The following is a 21,389-nucleotide window of genomic DNA, read 5'->3' as shown; positions in this document are numbered from 1 at the left end:
GCTCGCGCCTCAGGCCTTACCCACCTCAGGGGTGGATGCCGCGAGCCACGCGTCGCGCATGAAGCGGCGCACGTCCTCGTCGACGCGGATGTCACTCGGGCGCAGCGCCCTCGAGAGGTAGAGCCCGTCGAGCGACGTGAGGCGTGAGAGCGCGACGTAGGTCTGCCCGGGCGCGAACGCGCCGGACCCGAGGTCGATGATGGCGCGATCGTAGGTCTTGCCCTGCGACTTGTGGATCGTGACGGCCCAGGCGAGACGCAACGGGAACTGCGTGAACTCGGCGACCACGTCACGGGACAGCTTCTTGGTGCTCGCCTCGTACGAGTAGCGGAAGCGTTCCCAGACCGCGGGCTCGACGTCGACCTCGTCGCCGTCGATCTCGACGCGCACGGTCTCGCCGAGGATGCGCACGACCGTGCCGATCGTGCCGTTCACCCACCGCGGCGGCTCACCCGACATCGAGGTGTCGTTGCGGAGGAACATCACCTGTGCGCCGATCTTCAGCTTGAGCTCCGGCTCGGCGGGCAGCGATGCTTCGCCCCTGCCGAACTCTCCGCTGACCTCGGCCTTCGCGGTCTGCTCCTTGCCCGGAAGCGCCGCGAGGTGTCGGCTGTTGATGGTGTTCACGATGTCGTTGCGCGTGGCGAGCGTGATCATCGGCACCTCGCCCGGCTCCGGGTCGGGTGGCGTGCGCGCGCCCTGTGTGTTGAGCACTCCGGCGATCTCGGCGGTGACCCGCCCGTAGCGCACCGCGTTGAGCATGGCTTTGAAGCCGTCATCCGACTGCCGGTGGATCTGCACGAGCTCGCGCACGTGCAGCTCGGCGCGGGTGTCGACGGCGAAGAGCCCCTCTTCCTCTTCCGGCGCCTCGCCGCCGGCGGAGCCGGCCCAGACCTTGGCGTCGAAGAACCAGAACGAGCGGTAGTGGTCCTTCACGTAGCGCAGCTCGTCGCCGCGCGGCGGCACGGGAGCCAGCTGATACGGATCGCCGAACATCACGATCTGCACTCCGCCGAACGGAATGCCGCGCTTGCCCCGCGCCTGACGGAGCGAACGGTCGATCGCATCCATCAGGTCGGCGTTGACCATCGAGATCTCGTCGATCACGAGCGTCTCGATCGCGTTGAGGATCCGTCGCGTGTTGTCGTTCTGATCGATGTCCGAATCGCCGATCAGACCGATCGGCAGGCGGAACAGCGAGTGGATCGTCTGACCCTCGACGTTCAGCGCGGCGACACCGGTGGGTGCGCAGATCGCGATCTGCTTCTTCGTGTTCCACGAGAAGTACTGCAGCAGAGTCGACTTGCCGGTACCCGCGCGACCCGTGATGAAGACGTGCTCGCTGGTGTCCTCGATCAGCCGGAACAGCTCTTGCTGCTCTTCTGACAGGGCGGGAAGCGACACGGTTCTCTCACACGGCTGGGAGGCGGGAGTGCACGTGGAGATCGTGCCTCCCCATGCTACGTGGCGCCGCGCACCCGGCATCCGAGGGACACAGCGATCACGGCCGACGCACGGCGACGCGCGCACGGCATCGTCCCAGGCCGCGCTCCTAGACTGACGCCATGCAGCAGGTCGAGACGAAGGCGCCCCGGCGCTCGCGCCTCGCTGCCGATCTCGCGATGCTCGCGGTGGTCGGCCTCGTGCTCGTCGCCGCTCTCGGCGCAGGCGGGGCCACCCTCTACCAGCAGTTCTACGGTCCGTCGGCCTTCGTCGTTCGCTACCTCGATCTGCTCTCCGAAGGCCGAGCGGCCGATGCCCTTCGCGTACCGGGTGTCGCGATCGATCGAGAGACGCTCGAGATCGCGGGCCTCGGAGCCACCGCGTCCGAGGCTCTGCTGCGCCACTCGGCCCTCGCCCCGCTCACCGACGTCGAGGTGACATCGGAGGAGCGTGACGACGCCGGCAAGACCGAGGTGACCGTCTCGTACACCGCGAGCGGCTACGCCGGCACGACCACCTTCACCGTCGAGCAGGACGGCTGGGCGGGCGTCACCCCGAACTGGCGCTTCACCACGAGCCCTCTGGCCGTGGTCGAGCTCACGCTGCGCGGAGCCGATCAGTTCGCCGTCAACGGGTTCGAGATGGACCGCCGCCAGGTGTCGGCCGCGGGTGCTCAGGCCGCCCCCCTCGATCCCCTGCCGCTGCTGGTCTTCACGCCGGGGGTGTACTCGGTCACCGTCGACACGGCGATCGCCTCCTCCGACGGTGTCGGAGTGCTGGCAGACACCCCGCTCGCCACCACCCCCGTCGACGTGCAGACCGAGCCCACGCCCGACTTCGTCGCCGTGGTGCAGCAGCGCGTCGAGGAGTTCCTCACGGAGTGCACCACACAGGAGGTGCTGCAGCCGACAGCGTGCCCGTTCGGCCTCGAGGTCCGCAACCGCCTCGCCTCGCTGCCGAAGTGGTCGATCACGGTTCAGCCCCAGGTGAGTGTCGTTCCCGACGGCGGGCACTGGATGATCCCTCCGACGGATGCGGTCGCACACGTCGACGTCGAGATCCGGTCGCTCTTCGACGGCTCGGTTCAGGAGGTCTCGGAAGACGTCCCGTTCCAGGTCAACGGGTCGATCACGATCCTCCCGGACGGAAAGGTGTCGATCCGAGTCGGCTCGCCCGGCGAGGAGTCCACGGGCTGATCCGCGACTTGCAGGGTCAGCGCGCTTCGCGCTCGGCCTGACGCAGGTCGCGCGCTGCGAGGGCCGCGAGCTTATCGTTGTACTCTTCGAGCTCCGCCTCGCCCGTGCGGTCGGCATGCCGGTCGCGGCGCTTCTGCAGTTTGGTGTCGCTGCGGCTCCACTGGATCGCCACGGTGATCGCGAGGATCAGGGTCGGGATCTCACCGATCGACCACGCGATGCCACCGCCGATGTACTGGTCTTCGAGCGGCGTCGGACCCCACGTGCGCCCCATCGACCCGAACCAGTCGGCGACCATGAGCCCCTCCTGCATCATGATCGCGACGCCGAAGAAGGCGTGCATGGCCATGATCGCGATCAGGGTGATGAGGCGTCCGGGGTACGGCAGGCGGTACGGCACGGGGTCGGCGCCGACCAGACTCAGCACGAACAGGTACCCGGAGATGAGGAAGTGGGCGACCATCCACTCGTGACCGAGGTGCTCGAACATCGACCAGCGCACGAGGTCGGTGAAGTAGAAGGCCCACAGCGAGAGGATGAAGATGCCCGCCGCCACGAACGGGTGGGTGACGACCTTCGAGAACGGCGAGTGCACCGCCCACATGATCCATTCGCGGCCGCCACGGGTGCCGTCGTCGCGCTTGTGGATCGCACGGAGGGCGAGCGTGACCGGCGCGCCCGAGACCAGCAGCAGCGGGATGGCCATCGACAGCATCATGTGCCCCAGCATGTGCACGCTGAAGAGATACTCCTGATAGGCGTTGATCGGGCCACCGGTGACCCACAGCAGCATCAGCGTGCCCAGCACCCAGAAGACGGTGCGGTGGATCGGCCAGCGGTCGCCCCGCGACCGCAGACGGCGCACCCCTGCGAGATAGAAGAAGAGACCGAAACCGGCGGCCACCAGCCAGAGCACGTCGATGTCCCACGCCGTGAACCAGCGATCGATCGTGAACTCGGGAGGCAGCGGTGAGCGCGTGAGGTTCTCGGCCGGCGTCTGCACGAACGCGGCCTCCTCGCCGGTGGGTGGAGGCGTGCGGGCGAGCGCGGCGGCGGCACCCGACGCCAGCCCCATCAGCGCGACCTCGCACAGCACCAGCATCCAGAACCAGCGTGCGGCTCCAGCCCCTTCGAGACGAGGGATCAGGCGGATGCGGTACCAGGCGCCGAGCAGCCCCATGCCGACCAGCAGCACCACCTTGACGAGCAGGATCGTGCCGTAGGGCGTCCAGAGCTGAGAGATGTCGCCGAAGGAGACGACGGAACGCGCCAGGCCCGAGATCGCGACGACCACGAAGGCGGCGATCGCGAGACTCGAGTAGCGGCTTACCAGCCGCGCGGTGCCCACGCCCGACCGGTCGCGCAGGATCACGACGAGCAGCAGGCCGCCGAGCCACACCGCCGCGCCGATCGTGTGCAGCAGGATCGAGTTCACGGCGATGTTATGTCCGGCGAGCTCGCCGGAGTGGCCCTGGGTCGCCAGCGGGAGGAAGGATGCCGCGGCGAGGATCGCCGTGATCAGGGTGGGCGTCCACGTGCGCCACGCGAACGCGAGCACGGTGATCACCGAGCCCATGATCGTGGTGATCAGCCACGACTGACCGAGCGGCAGCTGCAGCAGGAACCGTCCGAGCTGCTCGCCGAACTCGCGCTCGGCACTCAGCTGCGGGTTGAAGGCGGTCATGAACGTGAAGAATCCGCTGATGCCCGCGGTGACCGTGAAGACGGCCGCACCCGCCGAGGCCGTGTTGAGGGCCGTGTCGAACGACTTCTCCTCGCTGCGCAGCGCGAACAGTGCCAGCACGAGCGAGCCCAGCATCGCCGCGGCCGCGATGTTCATCACGAGCTTGACGATGGGGGTGGCCCAGCGCACGAACGGACCGGGATCCTGCAGCAGCAGCGGTGCCGCACCTCCGCCGATCACGAGGGCGATGAGCACGCCGATCAATCCGGTCGCGAGCAGGATTCCGACTCCGGCCGCGCGATACGCGGAGCGGTTCGGGGTCTGCACGGCGCGGGCACTCACCCCTCAAGCCTAAGCCGCAGAATCGGGGAGAGAGCACGAAGGCCGCCCCCGACGGATCGGGAGCGGCCTTCGAAGAGGTGCAGTCTTACTTGACGGCAGCCTTGAGCTTGGAACCAGCGGTCACCTTGACGCGGTGGCCGGCCGGGATCTTGATCTCGGCGCCGGTCTGCGGGTTGCGGCCCGTGCGAGCTGCGGTTGCGACCTGCTCGAACGAGATCCAGCCCGGGATCGAGACCTTGCTGCCCTTGGCAACAGCGTCGGAGACCGAGGAGAACAGCGCGTCGAGGACACCCGAGACGGTGGCCTGGCTCTGGCCGGTGGCAGAAGCGATGCTCGCGACGAGCTCGGTCTTGGTGATGGACTTGTCAGCCATGTCATCCTCCAGCGACGAGGTTCCCGTCGCATCGTTGGTGTTCGAAGGGCTGATGCCCTCCGTTGGTCGAGTGACCGCCTTGAATGTATCAACCACCACCCACATTTCCGCGTCATTTCGCGGGTTTTGGGGTTTTCGGCGGCGTGTCGTGGTGCAGAAGTGACGAATGTGACCCCTGTGGTGCCTTGTCCGCGGCCTGAACACCGCCGTTCCGCGGCTCGCGGCGGGTCTGGACGGTCGGCCTCGTCTCTGCGTTGCAGTGCGCTTCGGGAGGAGCACTGCGTCTCGGGAGGAGAGATCTGCTCAGTCTCTCCTCCCGAAGCGCAGTCTTCCGCCCGAGGCGCTGTCCCGAGGGATGCGCGTCAGTGCGGGCGGTGGGATTCGACGACCGAGCGGGCGGTGCGCGCGAACGCCGGGGTGACGCGCTCGTCTCCGTCGAGGTAGCCGCCGACGAGGGCTGCGTCGCGCAGCAACACAAGGGATGCCGCGACATCGGCGGGGCTCTCGAGTCCGGCCTGCTCGGCGACGGCCTGCAGGGTCGACCGGAACCACTCGCGGTGCTCGTCGATCAGCCGTCGCACCGCGCCGTCGGCATCCGGATACTCCGCCGCCGCGTTGATGAACGGGCAGCCACGCGTGTGCCTGAGGCGGATGTCGGCGGAGATGCCCTCGATCACGGCGTCGACGAGCTGCGCCGGCTCGGTCACCGCTTCTCCTGCCTCGGCGAACATCGAGCGCAGCATCTCGTCTTCATTGCGCAGGTACGCGAGGACGAGATTCTCCTTGCCGCCGAACTGCTTGTAGAGCGTCGCCCTGGTGACGGCGGCCTCGTCGATGATGCGGTCGACGCCCACCGCATGGATCCCCTCTTCATAGAAGAGCCGCGTGGCGCTGTCGATCAGTCGGGTGCGCGCGGCGCTCGGACGCTTCGGAGTCGTCGTCGGAGCCGGGGTGGGAGTCGTGGTCTTCATGGTGATCCCTCTCATCGTGTCATTCGAAAGCGATTTTCGGGAATAGGTTGCGGTAGATAGAACGTTCGGTCTACTATCAGCGTAACGCATCCGCACCAGGCGGGAGCAGAAACAGGAGAAGAGACCATGAACAGCACCGAGAAGACCCCGATCGTCCTGATCCACGGACTCTGGATGACCCCGAAGAGCTGGAACACCTGGGCCGAGCGCTTCCGCGCACAGGGCCACGAGGTGATCATCCCGGGGTGGCCCGGCATCGACGACCGCTCGGTCGAAGACATCCGCCGCGATCCGTCCGCCCTCAAGGGCATCGGCCTGAAGCAGATCGCCGACAACTACGAACGCATCATCCGCGCGCTTCCGGTGAAGCCGATCATCATGGGCCACTCGTTCGGCGGCGTGCTCACACAGATGCTCGCCGACCGCGGCCTCGGCTCCGCCTACGTAGGGGTCGCCCCCGGACAGACCGCAGGCGTCACCGCACTCCCCCTCTCGACCCTCTGGACCGGAACGCCGATCCTCTCGAACCCCTTCGGACGCAACGGCGCCAAGCCGCTGTCGAAGCGCCACTTCCACTTCACGTTCGGCAACGACCTCTCGCGTGCAGCATCCGACGCGCTCTGGGAGGAGTACGCCGTGAACTCCTACAACAGGGTCTTCTTCGAAGGCGTGACCTCGGTGCTCAACGAGAAGGGCGGAGTCACCCACGTCGACTACGCACGCGCCGACCGCGCTCCTCTGCTCGTGATCACGGGCGAGATCGACCACGTGGTGCCGCCGGCCATCGGCCGTGCGATCGTCAAGAAGTACCGCTCGTCCGGCAGCCCCGCAGTCGTCGAGTACAAGGAGTACGCCGGCCGCACGCACCGCCTCGTCAGCCAGGACGGCTGGCAAGAGATCGCCGACTACGCGCTGACCTGGGCGGTGGCGCACGCGACAGCATCCGTCGCCTGATGTGCGGGTGTGCGGGGGTGGGCCCCTCGGGAGGTCCGCGGCGCTCCCGCCCCACATCGCGCTGCGCCCCGGGAGGAGAACCGAGAGGGGTGGGGCGCGGACGCCGGGGCGAAGCCCCCGGGTACAGCGAAAGGGGCGAGGATCCGAAGATCCTCGCCCCTTTCGGCTTATCTGCTGAGACTTACCAGCTCGACTTGGTGACACCGGGCAGCTCGCCACGGTGTGCCATGTCACGGAAGCGGACGCGCGAGACGCCGAACTTCGTGAGGACACCGCGGGGGCGGCCGTCGATGACGTCGCGCGAACGCACGCGAGCCGGCGACGCGTTGCGCGGCAGCTTCTGCAGGCCGACGCGTGCGGCCTCGCGGGCCTCGTCGGTGGCGTTCGGGTCGACCAGGGTCTTCTTCAGCTCGGCGCGACGCTCTGCGTAACGCTCGACGATGACCTTGCGCTGCTCGTTGCGAGCGATCTTGCTCTTCTTAGCCATTGATCAACGCTCCTCTCGGAATTCGACGTGCTGACGGATGACCGGGTCGTACTTCTTGAGCACGAGGCGGTCGGGGGTGTTGCGGCGGTTCTTCTTCGTCACGTACGTGTAACCCGTACCTGCCGTCGAACGCAGCTTGATGATCGGACGTACGTCCTGAGCCTTCTTGGCCATTAGAGCTTCACACCCTTCGCCTGGAGGTCCTTGACCACGTTCTCGATGCCGCGGACATCGATCACCTTGATGCCCTTGGCGGACACGTTGAGCGTGATCTTACGACCGAGCGAAGCGACGAAATAGGTCTTCTTCTGCACGTTCGGGTCGAAGCGGCGCTTCGTCCGGCGGTGCGAGTGCGAGACGTTGTGACCGAAGCCGGGAACAGCTCCGGTCACCTGGCACACTGCTGCCATGATGGTGACTCCTTCTATACCGTGAGGCCGGACGGCCTCACCCAAGATCCCTTGTCTGCGCGCCACCCCGCAGCGCCGATCTCTCGGCTGACGAAGGGGAAGCACGCGAACTACGCACAGGAGTGTGCGCAGACAAAGAGTCAGTTTAGCACGGTCCGGAATCAGAGCCGAACGGCCTCGAGCAGCAGCGCGGCCCCCGGTGCGAGCAGCGGCAGGGGCACGCCGACCGACTCGAAGAACGCCCCCGTGGCCTCGACCCCGGAATCCAGCCACGCGGGGTCGGAGACCTGATGCCGCGACACCGACCCGAGGTCCTCGCGCACGCACAACCGGTACCGCTCCCCCGCGACCAGACCGGGGATGCGGGTGCGCGGCGTGAACCCGTCGACCGAGGCACCCAGGCGAACCCACGCGAACACCGCGCGCGAGCCGTCGGGAGCGACCACACCGTGCAGCAGGGTCTCGTCGTCGACCTCGTCACTGCGCACCGTGACACCCGAGTGCAGCAGCGGCCGCAGCTCGCGATACAGCGCGGTCCACTGCGACAGCATCTCGCGCTCCGCCGACGCACACCGGGTGATGTCCCACTCGATGCCGGCATGCCCGAACAGCGCGGTGGTCATGCGGAAAGGCAGGGATGCCGCACGGTGCGTCGTCTCGGCGATCGGCGGGCCGACGTGCGAGCCGACGAGCTCGGGTGGCACGAGCGTGCCGGTCCAGCGCTGGATGCGCTGCCGCTCGATCGGGTCGTTCGAGTCCGATGCCCACACGCGCTGGGTACGCTGCAGCACGCCGAGGTCGACGCGGGCGCCGCCGCTCGCGCACGATTCGATCTCCAACGCCGGATGCCGTTCGCGCAGTGCATCGAGCAGGGCGTAGAGCGCGCTGGTCTGAGCGTGCACCGAGGCACGGCCGGTTCGCGGCGACACAGCCGCATGCAGGTCGCGGTTGTGGTCCCACTTGATGAAGTCGATGCCGACGTCGGTGACCAGGGCGTCGATGCGCGCGAAGAGGTACGCCGCGGCATCCGGGTTCGAGAGATCGAGCACCTTCTGGTGCCGCCAGGTGGGTGAGTCTGACGACGCCTGCAGCACCCAGTCCGGACGCTCCGACGCGAGGTCGGACACCGGATTCACCATCTCGGGCTCGAACCAGAGACCGAACTGCATCCCGAGACCGTGCACGTGATCGGCGAGCGGGCGCAGGCCGTCGGGCCATTTGGCATCGTCGATGAACCAGTCACCGAGCCCCGAGCGGTCGTCGGGTCGCCCGCGGAACCAGCCGTCGTCGAGCACGAAGCGCTCGACACCGACGGATGCCGCGGCCTCGGCGAGCTCGATGATCTTCGCGGGGTCGTGGTCGAAGTACACGGCCTCCCAGGTGTTCAGCACGAGGGGGCGCGGCGTGGTCGGGTGCGCGACGAACGATCGCACTGTCGAATGCAGGCGCGCAGACACCGAGTCGAGTCCGCTCCCGCCGTAGGCGAGGAACACCTGCGGAGACACGTAGGTCTCGCCCGCGCCGAGTCGGATCTCGCCCGGCAGCAGCAGCTCTCCCCCGCCGAGCACCGAGCCGTGCACCCCGGCGCCCTCGGGAAGCCGCTCGACCCCGACCTCGAGGTCGCCGCTCCACGCGACGTGGGCTGTCCACAGCTCGCCGCTGCGGAAGCCGAATCCGTCGGTGCCGACCGCGGTCAGATAGGGGGCGTCGTGCCCGCCGCGGCCTCGACGAACCTGGCGCAGGTGCGCCCCATGCCGCAGGGCGCCGCGCTGCGGGTGGCGCTCGCCGGTCCAGCGGCCGGTGTGGTCGAGCACCTCTGTCGCGTGTGCGGGCACCGGCAGCAGGATGCGAGCGGCGAGCAGATCCAGTGGCTCGGCGCCTTCGAGAGTGCTGGTGACCGACAGCTGCGCGGTCAGCACACCCCCGGCATCCAGTGCGAGGTCGAGCACGACCGCGACTCCCGCCTCGGCATCCGAGAATTCCGCGCGCAGCGACGTCGCCGTCGCCTCCCACCCGACGGGCCGCAGCAGCGGCGCGCTGTGCAGCCCGCCCCGATGCCAGGCCAGCGCCGGTGCCCCTGACCAGCCGTCGGCTTCGACCGCGAGCAGCGGGAAGGTGCGCGGAGCATCGAACGAGCTGAACGTCACCGAGCCGGTCGACGACCCTGCGAGCGCGTCGAGGTCGGCGTGATCCAGCGCCGCGCCCCAGTGCAGCAGCCGCGCGGCGGTCGTGTCGATGACGACGCTGACGCCGCCGGAGGTCAGGTGGACGAGTTCGCTCATTGCCGCTCCAGACGGGTCGCAGACGAAAAGGGAGGCCCGCCCGTGAGCATACGGGCGGGCCTCCGGGAGGTGTTACTCCTTGACGGGGATCGACGCGGCCTTGAGCGCGTCGACGGTCGCCGTCTGGCCCTTCTCGATCGCGTCGAGCAGGGTTCCGCTGCCCGAGACCGCGGCCTTGAACCCGTCGGACACGTCCGAGTAGGTCTGGGTCATGGTCGGGCCCCACGCGAAGTCGGGCGAGACCTGGGTGGCGGCGTCGGCGAAGACGTCGTAGATCTTCTGGCCGCCGTAGAACTCGACACCCTCGGCGTAGACCGGAAGGTCGAGGCCGGCGGTGGTGGCCGGGTAGAGGTTGGCCGCCTCGGCGAGCGCGGTCAGCGCCTCATCCGACGTGTTGAGCCACAGCGCGAACTTCGTCGCCTCGTAGAGGTGCTCGCTGCCCTTGAGGACCGCGGTCGACGAGCCACCCCAGTTGCCGGCGGCGGATCCGCCCTCCTCCCACTGCGGGAGCGCCGCGACGGCCCAGTTGCCGGCGGTGTCGGGTGCGCCGCTCGAGATCGAGTTGGCACCCCAGACGGCGGAGTTCCAGGTCCAGACCTGACCGGAGTTGTAGGCGTTGTTCCACTCGTCGGTCCACGCGGGAACCGTCGCGACGAGGTCGTCGTCGAGCATGCTCTGCCAGTAGTCGGCGACCGTGGCGGTGGCGTCGTCGGCGAGCGAGACCGTCCAGCCCTCGTCGTCGCTCGAGAACCACTGCGCGCCGTCCTGCCAGGCGAAGCCCGCGAACTGGTTGATGTCGGACTGCGAGAAGTTGGTGATGTACCCGCCGAGTTCGCGGATCTTCACGGCGGCCTCGCGATACTCGTCCCACGTGGTGGGGATCTCGATGCCGTTCTGCTCGAACAGGTCGGCGCGGTAGAACAGGCCCATGGGGCCGGTGTCCTGGGGCACGCCGTAGACGCCCTCGGTGCCGAGAGTCACCTGACCCCAGGCCCAGTCGACGAACTGGTCTTCGGAGGCGACCACGTCTTCGCAGGCGCTGAGGTCTTCGAGGCCGTCCTGCACGAGGAAGTTCGGCAGGGCGTCGTACTCGATCTGGCCGAGGTCTGGGGCGTCGCCCGCCTTGATCTGGTTGAAGAAGTTCTGGTACGTGCCGCCGTTGCCGTTCGGGCCGGTCTGCACGTCGACCTGGATCTCGGGGTTGGCCTCGTTCCAGATCTCGACGACGTCTTCGATGCCGGGGATCCAGGAGGTGAACTCGAGCGTGACGTCGCCGTCCGCCGGGGTGCACGAGGCGGCGTCGCCGCCCGTGCCGGAGCTGTCTCCGCCGGATGCCGAGCAACCGGCGAGCGCGAACGCCGAGATGGCGATGACAGCGGCTGCCTTCATCTTCGAATGCTGCATTTCGATCCTTTCGTGGATGCGATGGGGGTGGTGCGGGTGTGTGGTGCGGGTGGTGCGCCGCCCGGTCGGTCCGGGCGACTGCCTGCTCACTTCAGGGCGCCGGCGCCCAGTCCGTTGCGCCAGAAGCGCTGGAGCAGGAGGAATGTGACGATCAGCGGGATGACCGACAGCAGAGCGCCGATCAGCACGAGACCGCGGAGTTCTGGCAGCTGGTTCAGCTGGTTGTTCCAGTTGTAGAGACCGAAGACCACGGGGAAGAGGTCTTCGGATCGCAGCATGATCATCGGCAGGAAGAAGTTGTTCCAGATGGCCACGAACTGGAAGAGGAACATCGTCACCAGTGCCGGGGTCATCAGACGGATGCTGACGGTGAAGAACGTGCGGATCTCGCCCGCGCCGTCGAGCCGACTCGCCTCGAGCAGCTCGTCGGGCACCGACGAGGCCGCGAAGATCCTGGCCAGATACACGCCGAACGGACTCACGATCGAGGGCAGGAAGACCGACCAGAACGTGTTGGTCAGCTGCGCCTGGCTGAAGATCAGGAACAGGGGCAGCGCGAGAGCGGTGGCGGGCACGAGCACACCGCCGAGCACGATGTCGAACATCAGATCGCGTCCCGGGAAGCGGTACTTCGCCAGCGCGTAGCCCGCCATGGCGGCGAGCAGGGTCGCGATGGCACCGCCGAGGGCCGCGTAGAGCACCGAGTTCATCAGCCAGCGCAGGTAGACGCCGTCGCGGTAGGCGAACAGCTCGGCGATGTTGTCGAACAGGTGGAAGTCGGCGAACCACAGCGGGGCGGTGGTCAGGATGTCGCCGGTCTCTTTGCTCGATGCGACGAGCAGCCACCACAGCGGCAGCAGGAAGTAGACCGTGAACACGGCCATGATCAGCATGGCGCCCGTGCGGGAGATGCCCGACTCGCGAGCGCCCTTTCCGCGCGGGGCCTTGCCGCGGGAGCCCCGCCCAGGAACGACGATCGACATGGTGCTCATGCGTTCTGCTCCTTGCGCTGCATGTACTTCATGAACCCGAACGACAGCACGAACGTCGTCACGGCGAGCACGACCGAGAAGGCGGCCGCCAGGTTGGTGTTCGGGATGGATGCCGTGGCGTACACGGTCATGTTCGGGGTGAAGGTGCTGGTCACCGCAGAACTGAACGAGCGGAAGACCTGGGGCTCGGCGAGCAGCTGCAGCGTGCCGATGATCGAGAAGATCGCGGTCATCACGATCGCCGGGCGCACCAGCGGGATCTTGATCGACCAGGCGATGCGCCACTGGCCTGCGCCGTCGAGGATCGCCGCCTCATAGAGCTCCTGCGGGATCGACAGCAGCGCCGAGTAGATGATCAGCATGTTGTAGCCGACGTAGACCCAGGTCACGACGTTCGCGATCGACCACAGCACCAGATCGGCGCCGAGGAAGTCGATGTTCTTGGTGATCGCGGTGAACGGCGACAGGTTGGGCGAGAACAGCGAGCCCCACATGATCGCGGCGATGACACCGGGCACCGCGTAGGGCACGAAGAACGCGAGACGGAAGAAGCGCTTGCCTCGCACGAGAGGCGAGTCGAGCAGCAGCGCGAACAGCAGGGCGAGGCCGAGCATGACCGGCACCTGCACGACGCCGAACGTCAGCATCCGCCCCATCGAGCTCCAGAACGCCTCGTTCTGGAAGACGAGCACGTACTGCGTGAGGCCGCCGAACACCTGCTCGGCCTTGCCGAAGGTGCCGTCGCGCTCGACGACGAGCAGCGACTGCCAGAACGCGTAGGCGATCGGCACGACGTAGAACAGCGCGAACAGCACGCCGAAGGGCACGATGAGGAACGCGATGGCGCCCTTGTGCGGAATCCGTCGGCGGCGGCCCGGCGCCCGGGGCGCCGAGGCGACCGCCGGAGCGGTGAGCGTGGTGGTCATACATCCTCCTTGATGATGCGGACTCCGCCTGCCGGGACGAAGCCGGTGGCGGGTGCGTCGGTGACGAGGTCGTGCCCCGTGGCGCCGATCTCGGCGGCGGACTCGCCGTGGTTGATGACGAACAGGAAGCTGCCGTTCGCGCCGGAGCGCCGGACGATCTCGACGTCGCGGCTCGCCCCCGCGTGCGGCGCGACGCCCGCATCCGAGGCGAGGCGGGCGATCAGATCACGGTAGGCGATGCGGTCGGGCTGCGTGGCGACGAACCAGGCCGCACCCTTTCCCGCCTCGCGACGGGTGAGCGCGGGGTCACCTGCAGCGGGGCCGTCGGCGAACGACGCCACGGTCTCGGCATCCGTCGTCTTGAGTCGCTCGGCCCATACCGATCCGCTCGTGCCGTCGGTGAGGAACACGGTCTCTCCGGGAAGCAGGGGCGCGAACTCCTCCGAGCGGATGCCGAGCAGGTCGCGGAACGCTCCGGGGTAGCCGCCGGTGCGCACGCGGTCTTCCTCGTCGACGATGCCGCTGTAGAACGTGATCAGGGCGGTCGCGCCGTTCTCGACCGCACGCGCGATCGCCGCGGCATCCGCGTCGCTGATGAGGTGCAGGGCGGGGACGATCAGGAGGCGGTAGCCGTCGAGGTCTGCGCCCGGACGGACGACGTCGGTGGTGACACCGGCATCCGACAGAGCCGCGTGCGCGGCGTGCACCTGACCGAGGTACGTGAGCGCCTCGCTCGGGCGGCCCTCGTTCTCGGTTGCCCACCAGCTCTCCCACGAGAAGAACAGTGCGGCGTCGGCGGCGACGCGGGTGCCGGCGACCTCGCCGAGGCGGTCGATCAGACCGCCGAGCTCGACGACCTCGCGCCACTGGTCGGAGTCCTCACCCGCGTGGGGCACGAGGGCGGTGTGGTACTTCTCGGCCCCCTGCGTCGAGGCCCGCCACTGGAAGAAGCAGATGCCGTCGGCGCCGCGGGCGATGTGCGCGGCGATGTTGCGCTGCAGCTCGCCCGGGGCCTTGGCGAGGTTGTACGGCTGCCAGTTCACGGCACCGGTCGAGGTCTCCATGAGCAGCCACGGGGCACCCTGCGCGAGGCCGCGCGTGAGGTCGGCGGCGAACGAGAGCTCTCCTCGCGCGTCGTCGAGGCGGCGGTCGAGGTAGTGGTCATTGGCGATCAGATCCATCTCGCCCGCCCACGACCAGTAGTCGAGGTTGCGGATGTGCGCGGTGACCATGAAGTTGGTCGTCACCGGCACGTCGCTGCGCTCGCGCAGGATCTCAGCCTCGGCTCGGTACAGCGCCAGCTGCTCGTCGGAGCTGAACCGCTGGAAGTCGAGGATCTGACCCGGATTGCGCAGCGAGAGGGCCTGGCCGGGCACGCGCACGTCGTCGAAGTCGCTGTAGCGCTGGCTCCAGAACGTCGTGCCCCACGCGCGGTTGAGGGCATCGATGTCGTCGTAGCGGTCGCGCAGCCAGCCGCGGAACGCCTCGGCGCTCGTGTCGCAGTAGCAGAGCGCGTTGTGGCAGCCCAGCTCGTTCGACACGTGCCAGAGCGACACGGCGGGGTGGTCTCCGTAGCGCTCGACGACGCGGGTGACGACCTCGGCGGCGTGGGCGCGGAAGAGCGGCGAGCTCGGGCAGTAGCCCTGGCGTCCGCCCTGCTGGAAGACGGTGCCGTCTTCGCCGACGGGCAGGATCTCGGGATGCTGCGCGGTGAGCCACGGCGCGGGCGAGGCCGTGCCGGTGCCGAGGTTGATGCGGATGCCGGCCGCGTGCAGCAGCCCGATGATCTCGTCGAGTGCGCTGAAGTCCCACACGCCCTGAGCCGGGTTGATCGACGACCAGCCGAAGATGTTGATCGCCACGAGTCCGACACCGGCCTGCTGCATGAGCCGCACGTCATCGGGCCAGACGCTGCGATCCCACTGCTCGGGGTTGTAGTCGCATCCGAAGACGAGGCCGCGCCCTGCGGAGAGGGTGGCGATGCGGTCGGACACTGCGGCGGCCATGCGGTGACGCTCCTTTGCGGTTCATGTGTGCACGTGCACAGCTCACGGCGCGAGAGCACCGATCGGGATTTCTGTGAACGTGCACACATCGTCGCATGTCGTGGCGAATCCCGTCAAGTCCGGGTCGCTAGGCTGTCGACCATGAGCACTTCCGCACGCCGTCGCAGCACCGTGCACGATGTGGCGCGTGTGGCCGGGGTCTCGCGCGGAACCGTCAGCCGCGTGATCAACGGCGGATACGTGTCGGACTCGGCGCGCACGGCGATCGAGGACGCGATCCGCGAGGTCGGCTACGTGCCCAACACCGCCGCGCAGAACCTGGTGCGGCAGCGCACCCAGGCGATCGCGTTCATCGTGCACGAGCCGCACGCGCTGTTCCTCGAAGACCCCAACATCGGCGCGATCATGCTCGGCACCAACGAGACGCTCTCCGAGGCGGACTACCAGATGGTGTGCCTCGTCGTGGATTCGGTGCGCGACACCGAACGGGTCGCGCGGTACCTCAACGGCGGTTTCGTCGACGGAGCCGTCATCGTCTCGGCGCGCGCACAGGACCCCATCACCAAGGCCGTCATGCGACTCGACCTGCCCGTGACGTACGTCGGCCACCCGCCCGATGTCGATGCGGCCTGGGTCGGCGTCGACAACCGCGGTGCCGCACAGGCTGTGACCTCACGCCTCCTGGCGACGGGGCGTCAGCGGGTCGGCATGATCGCCGCCGCCCTCGACCGCGACTCGGGCACCGACCGACTCGCCGGCTTCACCGACGCTCTGGGCGATGCCTTCGACCCGGACCTCGTCGAAGAGGTGCCGCTGTACTCCTACGCCGACGGTGCTGCGGCGATGGCGAGACTGCTCGAGAGAGCGCCCGAGATCGACGGAGTCTTCGCCGCATCGGACGCCGTCGCCGCCGGTGCGATGTGGGCGCTGCGCGAAGCGGGGCGTCGCGTGCCCGAGGACGTGGGTGTGGTCGGCTTCGACAACAGCACCTGGGCGACGCGCACCACCCCGCTGCTCTCGACCGTCGACCAGCCGGCCGAAGGGCTCGGGGCCGCAGCCGCGGCATCCGTCCTCGCGCAGCTGCGAGACGATCAGCGCCCGCGCGAGGGCATCATGCTGCCGACGCCCGTCGTGTGGAGGGACTCGGCCTGAGCGCGGGCCTCAGGTGCGGCCGAGGGACGCTTCCTGAGCGCCCCTCCCCCAGCGGAACGGCGAGACCGTCGGGTCGCCCGCGATCCAGAAGCGCCAGGGGAACGCCGCGGTTCCGGCGATTCCGGCCACCCCCACCCTCGGGCCGGTCGCCACGTCGATCACGGGCTCGTCGCGCAGCCACAGCTCGGCACGGGCGCCCTCGAACTCCGCACCCGTGATCGCATCGATGCCGTCGTGGATCGGATGCCGCAGCCCCACCGCCTGGCCGAACCGGCCCGGCCCCTTGGCGAGGTCACGCAGTGCCGTCGCGGTCAGCGGGGTCGTCGCGCGACGGCGCACAGCCGCGGCATCCGCCCCGTGCACGACCTCGCCCGCGCGCAGCAGGATTCCGCCGGCCTGACCCTCGGGCCCCGAGACGACGTTCACGCACGAGTGGATGCCGTGGCTCAGGTAGACGTACAGATGCCCCGGTTCGCCCCACATCGTCGCATTGCGCGCGGTTCGGCCCATGCGCGCGTGAGAACCGGGATCGGCCGCGGGGCCGGTGCCCTGCCCGTGGTAGGCCTCGACCTCGGTGAGGCGCAGTCGCACCTCGGAGCCCGCGACCACGGTGCGCAGCTCTCCGCCGAGCAGCAGCGGTGCGACCGCCACCGGCAACCCACCGAGCTCGGTGCGGGTCGCTCGGTGCAGGGCATCCGTCGACATGCGGTCAGAACTGCGGCGCCGTCTGGCACCACGAGGCGTCGAAACCGGTCAGCGCCACGATCTCGTCACCCGTGCGCAGGTCGAGCAGGTGCGTCTCGAGATTCTCGGGCAGCGGCAGCAGCATCTGGTCGTACGGGTTGTCGGCCAGCTCCGGCGCGATCACGACCGCGGCATACTGGCCGCTGGGTGAGGCGCAGGCCTGCAGGATCGAGTCGGTCGAATCGACCTCGACGAGGGGCGTCGCGGCTCCCTCGTCGTCGACCCGGACGATCGCCTGACCGATGGGCAGTCCGTTCTCGTCACGCGAGACGACGTGGCGCAGCGTGCCGCCGGGGAACGGCGTGATCGTGATCGCCGAGCCGTAGTCGGGAGTCGACGCCTCGAGCGGCACCTCCGAGCCGTCGGCGAGGTTCAGCTCGACCACCGAGCCGTCGAGCCGCTCGACGATCGCCGTGTACGTACCGCGCGAGATGCCCTGAATGGTCGTCGCGAGTCCGAGGGACTGCACCCCGGCATCGGACGAGCGATCGACCAGCGAGAGCGCGCCGTCGAAGTCGATGAAGAGCACGGCGGCGCTGTCGGGGACGAACTGCCAGACGAAGATGTTCGCCTCCTTGCCGCCGACCTCGGTCACCACCGGTTCGTCATCGCCGCTCAGCGACTGCGTCACGAGCACGCTCGCACGCCCCTCGGTGTCGCTGAGTTCTTTGTCGGAGTAGCTGTAGCCGACCAGTCCGCCGCGCTCAGAGACCTGGATCGCGCCCACGTATCCGACGCCGGGCAGCTCGAGCTCGCGCTGATCGGTGCCGTCGCGCCGCATCACGAGCAGCTTCGAGCCTTCTTCCTCCTCGACCGAGACGACGAGCTGCGATGACGTGGCGCGGAAGTCGTTGATCTTGTCGGCGGCGAAGACGGGCTGCGCCTTCTGGCCCGTCAGGTCGGTGCGGAAGATCTGGTCATTGCCGTCGGCGTCTCGACGCAGCAGGAAGATCGTGGACGGCGGAGTCGAGAAACTCGTCGAGAGCGTGGCACTGGGGCCGCCTCCGGCGCCCACTGCATCGGCGACGTTCACGGTGTACTCGGTGTCGTCGTCGAGCGGCACGGTGAAGCGGATGCCGATGCCGCGGCCTGCGGCGTCGAGGGTGAACGGCACCGCGGGCTCGACCGTCACCTGCGACTCGTCGATCGCCGCGAGCGACTGGTTGGCGGTGAGGATGACACGGCTGCCCGACGTCTCGATCGCCTCAGCCGGATCGACCTGCACCTCGGTGATGCGGGGACCCTGCGTCAGGCTGACGACGCCGAGGCCTGCACCCACCAGCACCAGGATGCCGAGCACGGCACCCAGCGCCAGCAGGAACCGGCTGTCGCGCGAGGCGGCGGGCTTCTCGGGCTTCGGCGCCTTGGGGGGCTTCGGTGCTTTGGCGGGCTTCGGTGCCTTGGCGACCTTCGGCGCCTTGGCGGCCTTCGGCTTCTCGGGCGCGGGAGGCGCGTAGTCGGTCGTGGAGGGAGCGGGGGGCACGTAGTCGGCCGAGGAGTGAGCCGCGAACGTGGTCGTCGAGTCGGCGTCCGGCGGGACGAAGGTCGAACGCATCGGCCGCGCACCGCCCGTCGGGCGAGCGGCGGGTGAGTCGCCGGTCGTCGACCGGGGCGGCGTAGGCGTTTCGTCTCGGTCGGCTCCGGTGTCGTCGCTCAACGAACGGGACGCGGCCGCCGCCTCGGCCTCGCGAGCGGCGCGCAGCTCTGCGCGGGTGCGCGGAACCGCCGGTCCGTCAGGGCGCGCGTCGTCAGTACTCATACGGGTCCGAAGGCTCGTCGATCGGGGTCACGGTCGTCGGTTCGACGTGCAGCGAGCCGTCGGCATCCGCCTTGACCGTGCCCTCGACCTCGACCCACTGGCCGGTGTCGAATTCTCCGGCGTCGATCGTCACGGGCAGGGTCGCCGGCTGCGCGTCGATCACGCAGTGCGTGATCACGAGTCGCGTGAGGTTGACGCCGTCGGCATCCGTCGGGGTGACGAACCCGGTCAGTGTGACCGTCTTGCCGTCGTATGCGGCGGTGTTGGTCGCCGTGGCGAACACGCTCGCCCAGTCGCCGACACCGAAGGTCGCGGTGTCGGCGACGCCGAGGGTCACGTCGTCGGCCCCGGCGAACAGGGCGGTCTGCTCGCCGACCCTCGACATCGCGAGTTCGACCGACAGCGATGCGGGGGGCAGCACGAGCGCGGCGATCACGACGCCACTGGCCACGACACCACCGGTCACCGTGCCGGCCAGGGCGAGGGAGCGTCGGGGTGACGGCTCGGCATCCGCCTCATGCGCGCCGCCGTGATCGTGTCCGTGGTCGCCCTCTTCGCCGAGCGGCAGCGTGCACGACCAGATCGCGCCCGCGAGCGTCACGACGGCCGCGGCGCACGCGAACCACACCGATTCGGGGCTGATGTAGAGATTCAGTCGACCGGTCAGACCGAGTCCGAGAGTGACGACCGAGATGACGGCGGCGAGGCCGATGCCCAGCCAGCGGGTGCCGAGTGCCCGGGCGCGCGACGGGGCGTCAGAGGTGAGTGTGTGATCAGACAAAGACGTTCACCCCGATCCCGATCGCGAATGCGGCGAACACGACCACGCCGACGATGCCGACGAGCGTGCGGGTGGTGAAGGTCGTGCGCATGAGCGCGAGCATCTTGACGTCGACGAGCGGGCCGACGAGCAGGAACGCGACGAGGGCACCCGACGAGAAGGTCGAGGCGAAGGAGAGTGCGAAGAACGCGTCGACGTTCGAGCAGATCGCGACGGTCATCGCGAGCGCCATCATCGCGAGGATCGACAGCACCGGGTTCGAGCCGATGGCCAGCAGCACCTCGCGCGGGATCAGCACCTGCACGGCTCCGGCGAGCGCCGAGCCGATCACGAGGGCAGGCATGACGGCCCGCAGCTCGATGAGGAACTGCGTCAGGCTGCGACGAACCGGCGTGCCGTGCTCGTGCGTGACGCGGTCACAGGTGTCGATGAAGCGCTGCGTGAGCAGCGAGTCGGGAGAGGGGTGGCGGCTGTAGATCCAGCCGATCAGGTTGGCGATCAAGTAGCCGCCGATGAGGCGCGCGACGAGGATGCCGTCATCGAAGCCGAAGGCCGCGTGCGTGGTGAGGATCACGATCGGGTTCACGATCGGGGCGGCGATCAGGAAGGTCAGCGCCTCAGCCGGCGCCAGCCCGCGCATCATCAGTCCGCGGGCGAACGGCACGTTGCCGCACTCGCACACCGGGATCAGCATTCCGAGAAGCGACAGCACCGCACGGCGGGCCCACGCGCGCTTCGGCAGCCAGCGGTGGATCACGTCGGCCGGCAGCCACACCTGCACGACGATCGAGAGCAGCACACCGAGGATCACGAACGGCAGCGCCTCGATCAGCACGCTCAGCGCGAGCGTCAGTCCGTCCTGAGCTCTGCTCGGCAGGCTCTCGGCGAAGAGCGTCGGCAGGAACCGGTCGACCAGGAAGAGCGCGGCCACGATCGCGGCGCCGAGACCCACCCCGATCCACGGCGAGCGCGGCGATCGAGAGGGTCGGTGCGAGTGCACCGATCGTGGAGCGGCCTGGGTGGTCACGCGTTCGCTGCCTCTTCGGCATCGCGCTTGTTGGTGCACGAGGCGCACAGCCCGAAGATGTCGACGACGTGCGCAGCATCCGTGAACCCGTGCAGAGCCGCGGTGCGATGCGCCCACTGCTCGACGTCGGTGGCTTCGATCTCGACGGTGAGACCGCAGTTGCGGCAGATCAGGTGGTGGTGGTGCCCCTGGGTCGTGCAGGCACGGTAGAGCGCCTCACCCTCGGGGCTCTGCAGCGAGTCGGCATCGCCGGCCGCGGCGAGTCCGGCGAGGGCCCGATACACCGTGGCGAGTCCGATGCCGGTGTTGTCGTCGCGCAGCGAGGCATGCAGATTCTGCGCGCTGACGAACCCTCGCGCGTCGGCGAGGGCTTCGCGCACTCGATCGCGCTGCCAGGTGTTCCGCTGAGCCATACCCACGATTCTAGGCGCGCCGCCCTTGCCGAGCCCTGGGAAC

Annotated in this window: 20 protein-coding genes; 3 read left to right on the top strand and 17 right to left on the bottom strand. The window is 68.7% G+C overall.

All coding sequences use genetic code 11. The features are described from left to right. Positions 1-9: 9 nt before the first annotated feature. On the bottom strand, positions 10-1,404 hold the full coding sequence (locus ACLKOY_RS12220; protein ID WP_140038401.1) for an ATP-dependent DNA helicase: 1,395 nt from the start codon (positions 1,402-1,404) through the stop codon (positions 10-12). Between the two features lie 161 nt (positions 1,405-1,565). Here ACLKOY_RS12220 and ACLKOY_RS12215 point away from each other — a divergent pair, with 161 nt between their 5' ends. After that, the gene (locus tag ACLKOY_RS12215; RefSeq protein WP_436453833.1) at positions 1,566-2,639 is read left to right on the top strand and encodes a hypothetical protein; all 1,074 of its coding nucleotides are present in this window, start codon (positions 1,566-1,568) and stop codon (positions 2,637-2,639) included. Positions 2,640-2,655: 16 nt separating this feature from the next. Here ACLKOY_RS12215 and ACLKOY_RS12210 read toward each other — a convergent pair whose 3' ends face one another. From ACLKOY_RS12210 to ACLKOY_RS12200, 3 genes are all read right to left on the bottom strand, one after another. Beyond that, the gene (locus ACLKOY_RS12210; protein WP_436453832.1) at positions 2,656-4,665 is read right to left on the bottom strand and encodes a cytochrome c oxidase assembly protein; all 2,010 of its coding nucleotides are present in this window, start codon (positions 4,663-4,665) and stop codon (positions 2,656-2,658) included. Positions 4,666-4,750: 85 nt separating this feature from the next. Then, a complete protein-coding gene (locus ACLKOY_RS12205) occupies positions 4,751-5,038 on the bottom strand; it encodes an HU family DNA-binding protein (protein WP_042541574.1) in 288 nt (95 codons plus the stop codon). 362 nt (positions 5,039-5,400) lie between these two features. Next, positions 5,401-6,009: a TetR/AcrR family transcriptional regulator gene (locus tag ACLKOY_RS12200; RefSeq protein WP_436453831.1), complete on the bottom strand. Its 609-nt coding sequence runs from the start codon at positions 6,007-6,009 to the stop codon at positions 5,401-5,403. 126 nt (positions 6,010-6,135) lie between these two features. Here ACLKOY_RS12200 and ACLKOY_RS12195 point away from each other — a divergent pair, with 126 nt between their 5' ends. Next, entirely contained in the window at positions 6,136-6,963 is an 828-nt protein-coding gene (locus ACLKOY_RS12195; RefSeq protein WP_436453830.1) for an alpha/beta hydrolase, read from the top strand. 181 nt (positions 6,964-7,144) lie between these two features. On the opposite strand, the gene rpsN is transcribed toward ACLKOY_RS12195, so the two are convergent. From rpsN to ACLKOY_RS12155, 8 genes are all read right to left on the bottom strand, one after another. Next, positions 7,145-7,450 (bottom strand): 30S ribosomal protein S14, encoded by a 306-nt coding sequence (gene rpsN, locus ACLKOY_RS12190; protein ID WP_042540535.1) that lies wholly within the window; start codon positions 7,448-7,450, stop codon positions 7,145-7,147. A 3-nt stretch (positions 7,451-7,453) separates the two neighbouring features. Then, positions 7,454-7,624: a 50S ribosomal protein L33 gene (gene rpmG / locus ACLKOY_RS12185; RefSeq protein WP_017203558.1), complete on the bottom strand. Its 171-nt coding sequence runs from the start codon at positions 7,622-7,624 to the stop codon at positions 7,454-7,456. Beyond that, a complete protein-coding gene (gene rpmB, locus ACLKOY_RS12180; RefSeq protein ID WP_042540533.1) occupies positions 7,624-7,860 on the bottom strand; it encodes a 50S ribosomal protein L28 in 237 nt (78 codons plus the stop codon). Before rpmB ends, rpmG begins: the two co-directional genes overlap by 1 nt. A 161-nt stretch (positions 7,861-8,021) precedes the next feature. Further along, complete coding sequence (locus tag ACLKOY_RS12175; RefSeq protein ID WP_436453829.1) at positions 8,022-10,142, bottom strand: alpha-galactosidase; 2,121 nt, start codon at positions 10,140-10,142, stop codon at positions 8,022-8,024. Between the two features lie 72 nt (positions 10,143-10,214). Then, positions 10,215-11,546, bottom strand: a complete 1,332-nt coding sequence (locus ACLKOY_RS12170; protein ID WP_436453828.1) for an ABC transporter substrate-binding protein — start codon at positions 11,544-11,546, stop codon at positions 10,215-10,217. Between the two features lie 86 nt (positions 11,547-11,632). Further along, positions 11,633-12,538 carry a carbohydrate ABC transporter permease gene (locus ACLKOY_RS12165; protein ID WP_436453827.1) on the bottom strand — a complete coding sequence of 302 codons (906 nt, stop codon included), beginning with the start codon at positions 12,536-12,538 and terminating at the stop codon, positions 11,633-11,635. Then, the gene (locus ACLKOY_RS12160; protein WP_140038408.1) at positions 12,535-13,464 is read right to left on the bottom strand and encodes a carbohydrate ABC transporter permease; all 930 of its coding nucleotides are present in this window, start codon (positions 13,462-13,464) and stop codon (positions 12,535-12,537) included. The genes ACLKOY_RS12165 and ACLKOY_RS12160 overlap by 4 nt, the downstream gene beginning before the upstream one ends. Further along, positions 13,461-15,470 carry a beta-galactosidase gene (locus ACLKOY_RS12155; RefSeq protein ID WP_436453826.1) on the bottom strand — a complete coding sequence of 670 codons (2,010 nt, stop codon included), beginning with the start codon at positions 15,468-15,470 and terminating at the stop codon, positions 13,461-13,463. The genes ACLKOY_RS12160 and ACLKOY_RS12155 overlap by 4 nt, the downstream gene beginning before the upstream one ends. A gap of 141 nt (positions 15,471-15,611) precedes the next feature. Here ACLKOY_RS12155 and ACLKOY_RS12150 point away from each other — a divergent pair, with 141 nt between their 5' ends. Continuing rightward, positions 15,612-16,622, top strand: coding sequence for a LacI family DNA-binding transcriptional regulator (locus ACLKOY_RS12150; protein WP_436453825.1), 1,011 nt, complete (start codon positions 15,612-15,614; stop codon positions 16,620-16,622). A 9-nt stretch (positions 16,623-16,631) separates the two neighbouring features. On the opposite strand, the gene ACLKOY_RS12145 is transcribed toward ACLKOY_RS12150, so the two are convergent. The 5 genes from ACLKOY_RS12145 to ACLKOY_RS12125 are packed head-to-tail and all read right to left on the bottom strand — an operon-like array spanning position 16,632 to position 21,346. Then, positions 16,632-17,327 carry a DNA-3-methyladenine glycosylase gene (locus tag ACLKOY_RS12145; RefSeq protein WP_436453824.1) on the bottom strand — a complete coding sequence of 232 codons (696 nt, stop codon included), beginning with the start codon at positions 17,325-17,327 and terminating at the stop codon, positions 16,632-16,634. 4 nt (positions 17,328-17,331) lie between these two features. Continuing rightward, complete coding sequence (locus tag ACLKOY_RS12140) at positions 17,332-19,125, bottom strand: Ig-like domain-containing protein (RefSeq protein ID WP_436453823.1); 1,794 nt, start codon at positions 19,123-19,125, stop codon at positions 17,332-17,334. Beyond that, positions 19,115-19,906 (bottom strand): TIGR03943 family putative permease subunit, encoded by a 792-nt coding sequence (locus ACLKOY_RS12135; RefSeq protein WP_436453822.1) that lies wholly within the window; start codon positions 19,904-19,906, stop codon positions 19,115-19,117. The genes ACLKOY_RS12140 and ACLKOY_RS12135 overlap by 11 nt, the downstream gene beginning before the upstream one ends. Then, complete coding sequence (locus ACLKOY_RS12130) at positions 19,899-20,906, bottom strand: permease (RefSeq protein WP_363573945.1); 1,008 nt, start codon at positions 20,904-20,906, stop codon at positions 19,899-19,901. Before ACLKOY_RS12130 ends, ACLKOY_RS12135 begins: the two co-directional genes overlap by 8 nt. A 23-nt stretch (positions 20,907-20,929) precedes the next feature. Then, complete coding sequence (locus ACLKOY_RS12125) at positions 20,930-21,346, bottom strand: Fur family transcriptional regulator (protein WP_042540517.1); 417 nt, start codon at positions 21,344-21,346, stop codon at positions 20,930-20,932. Positions 21,347-21,389: the final 43 nt, after the last annotated feature.

Origin of the sequence: Microbacterium sp. K2 (assembly GCF_051365005.1) — a bacterium.
GTDB classification, from domain to species: Bacteria; Actinomycetota; Actinomycetes; order Actinomycetales; family Microbacteriaceae; genus Microbacterium; species Microbacterium foliorum_B.
The sequence above is the reverse complement of the archived record's forward strand: the minus strand, read 5'-3'. Positions and strand labels throughout refer to the sequence as shown.

What these genes read in the sequence shown, in the direction of transcription:
- ACLKOY_RS12155 (WP_436453826.1), bottom strand. Translation starts at nt 15,470, where the DNA reads ATGGCCGCCGCAGTGTCCGACCGCATCGCCACCCTCTCCGCAGGGCGC.
- ACLKOY_RS12140 (WP_436453823.1), bottom strand. Translation starts at nt 19,125, where the DNA reads ATGAGTACTGACGACGCGCGCCCTGACGGACCGGCGGTTCCGCGCACC.
- ACLKOY_RS12160 (WP_140038408.1), bottom strand. Translation starts at nt 13,464, where the DNA reads ATGACCACCACGCTCACCGCTCCGGCGGTCGCCTCGGCGCCCCGGGCG.
- ACLKOY_RS12145 (WP_436453824.1), bottom strand. Translation starts at nt 17,327, where the DNA reads ATGTCGACGGATGCCCTGCACCGAGCGACCCGCACCGAGCTCGGTGGG.
- ACLKOY_RS12125 (WP_042540517.1), bottom strand. Translation starts at nt 21,346, where the DNA reads ATGGCTCAGCGGAACACCTGGCAGCGCGATCGAGTGCGCGAAGCCCTC.
- rpmG (WP_017203558.1), bottom strand. Translation starts at nt 7,624, where the DNA reads ATGGCCAAGAAGGCTCAGGACGTACGTCCGATCATCAAGCTGCGTTCG.
- ACLKOY_RS12165 (WP_436453827.1), bottom strand. Translation starts at nt 12,538, where the DNA reads ATGAGCACCATGTCGATCGTCGTTCCTGGGCGGGGCTCCCGCGGCAAG.
- rpsN (WP_042540535.1), bottom strand. Translation starts at nt 7,450, where the DNA reads ATGGCTAAGAAGAGCAAGATCGCTCGCAACGAGCAGCGCAAGGTCATC.
- ACLKOY_RS12195 (WP_436453830.1), top strand. Translation starts at nt 6,136, where the DNA reads ATGAACAGCACCGAGAAGACCCCGATCGTCCTGATCCACGGACTCTGG.
- ACLKOY_RS12205 (WP_042541574.1), bottom strand. Translation starts at nt 5,038, where the DNA reads ATGGCTGACAAGTCCATCACCAAGACCGAGCTCGTCGCGAGCATCGCT.
- ACLKOY_RS12200 (WP_436453831.1), bottom strand. Translation starts at nt 6,009, where the DNA reads ATGAAGACCACGACTCCCACCCCGGCTCCGACGACGACTCCGAAGCGT.
- ACLKOY_RS12170 (WP_436453828.1), bottom strand. Translation starts at nt 11,546, where the DNA reads ATGCAGCATTCGAAGATGAAGGCAGCCGCTGTCATCGCCATCTCGGCG.
- rpmB (WP_042540533.1), bottom strand. Translation starts at nt 7,860, where the DNA reads ATGGCAGCAGTGTGCCAGGTGACCGGAGCTGTTCCCGGCTTCGGTCAC.
- ACLKOY_RS12150 (WP_436453825.1), top strand. Translation starts at nt 15,612, where the DNA reads ATGAGCACTTCCGCACGCCGTCGCAGCACCGTGCACGATGTGGCGCGT.
- ACLKOY_RS12215 (WP_436453833.1), top strand. Translation starts at nt 1,566, where the DNA reads ATGCAGCAGGTCGAGACGAAGGCGCCCCGGCGCTCGCGCCTCGCTGCC.
- ACLKOY_RS12175 (WP_436453829.1), bottom strand. Translation starts at nt 10,142, where the DNA reads ATGAGCGAACTCGTCCACCTGACCTCCGGCGGCGTCAGCGTCGTCATC.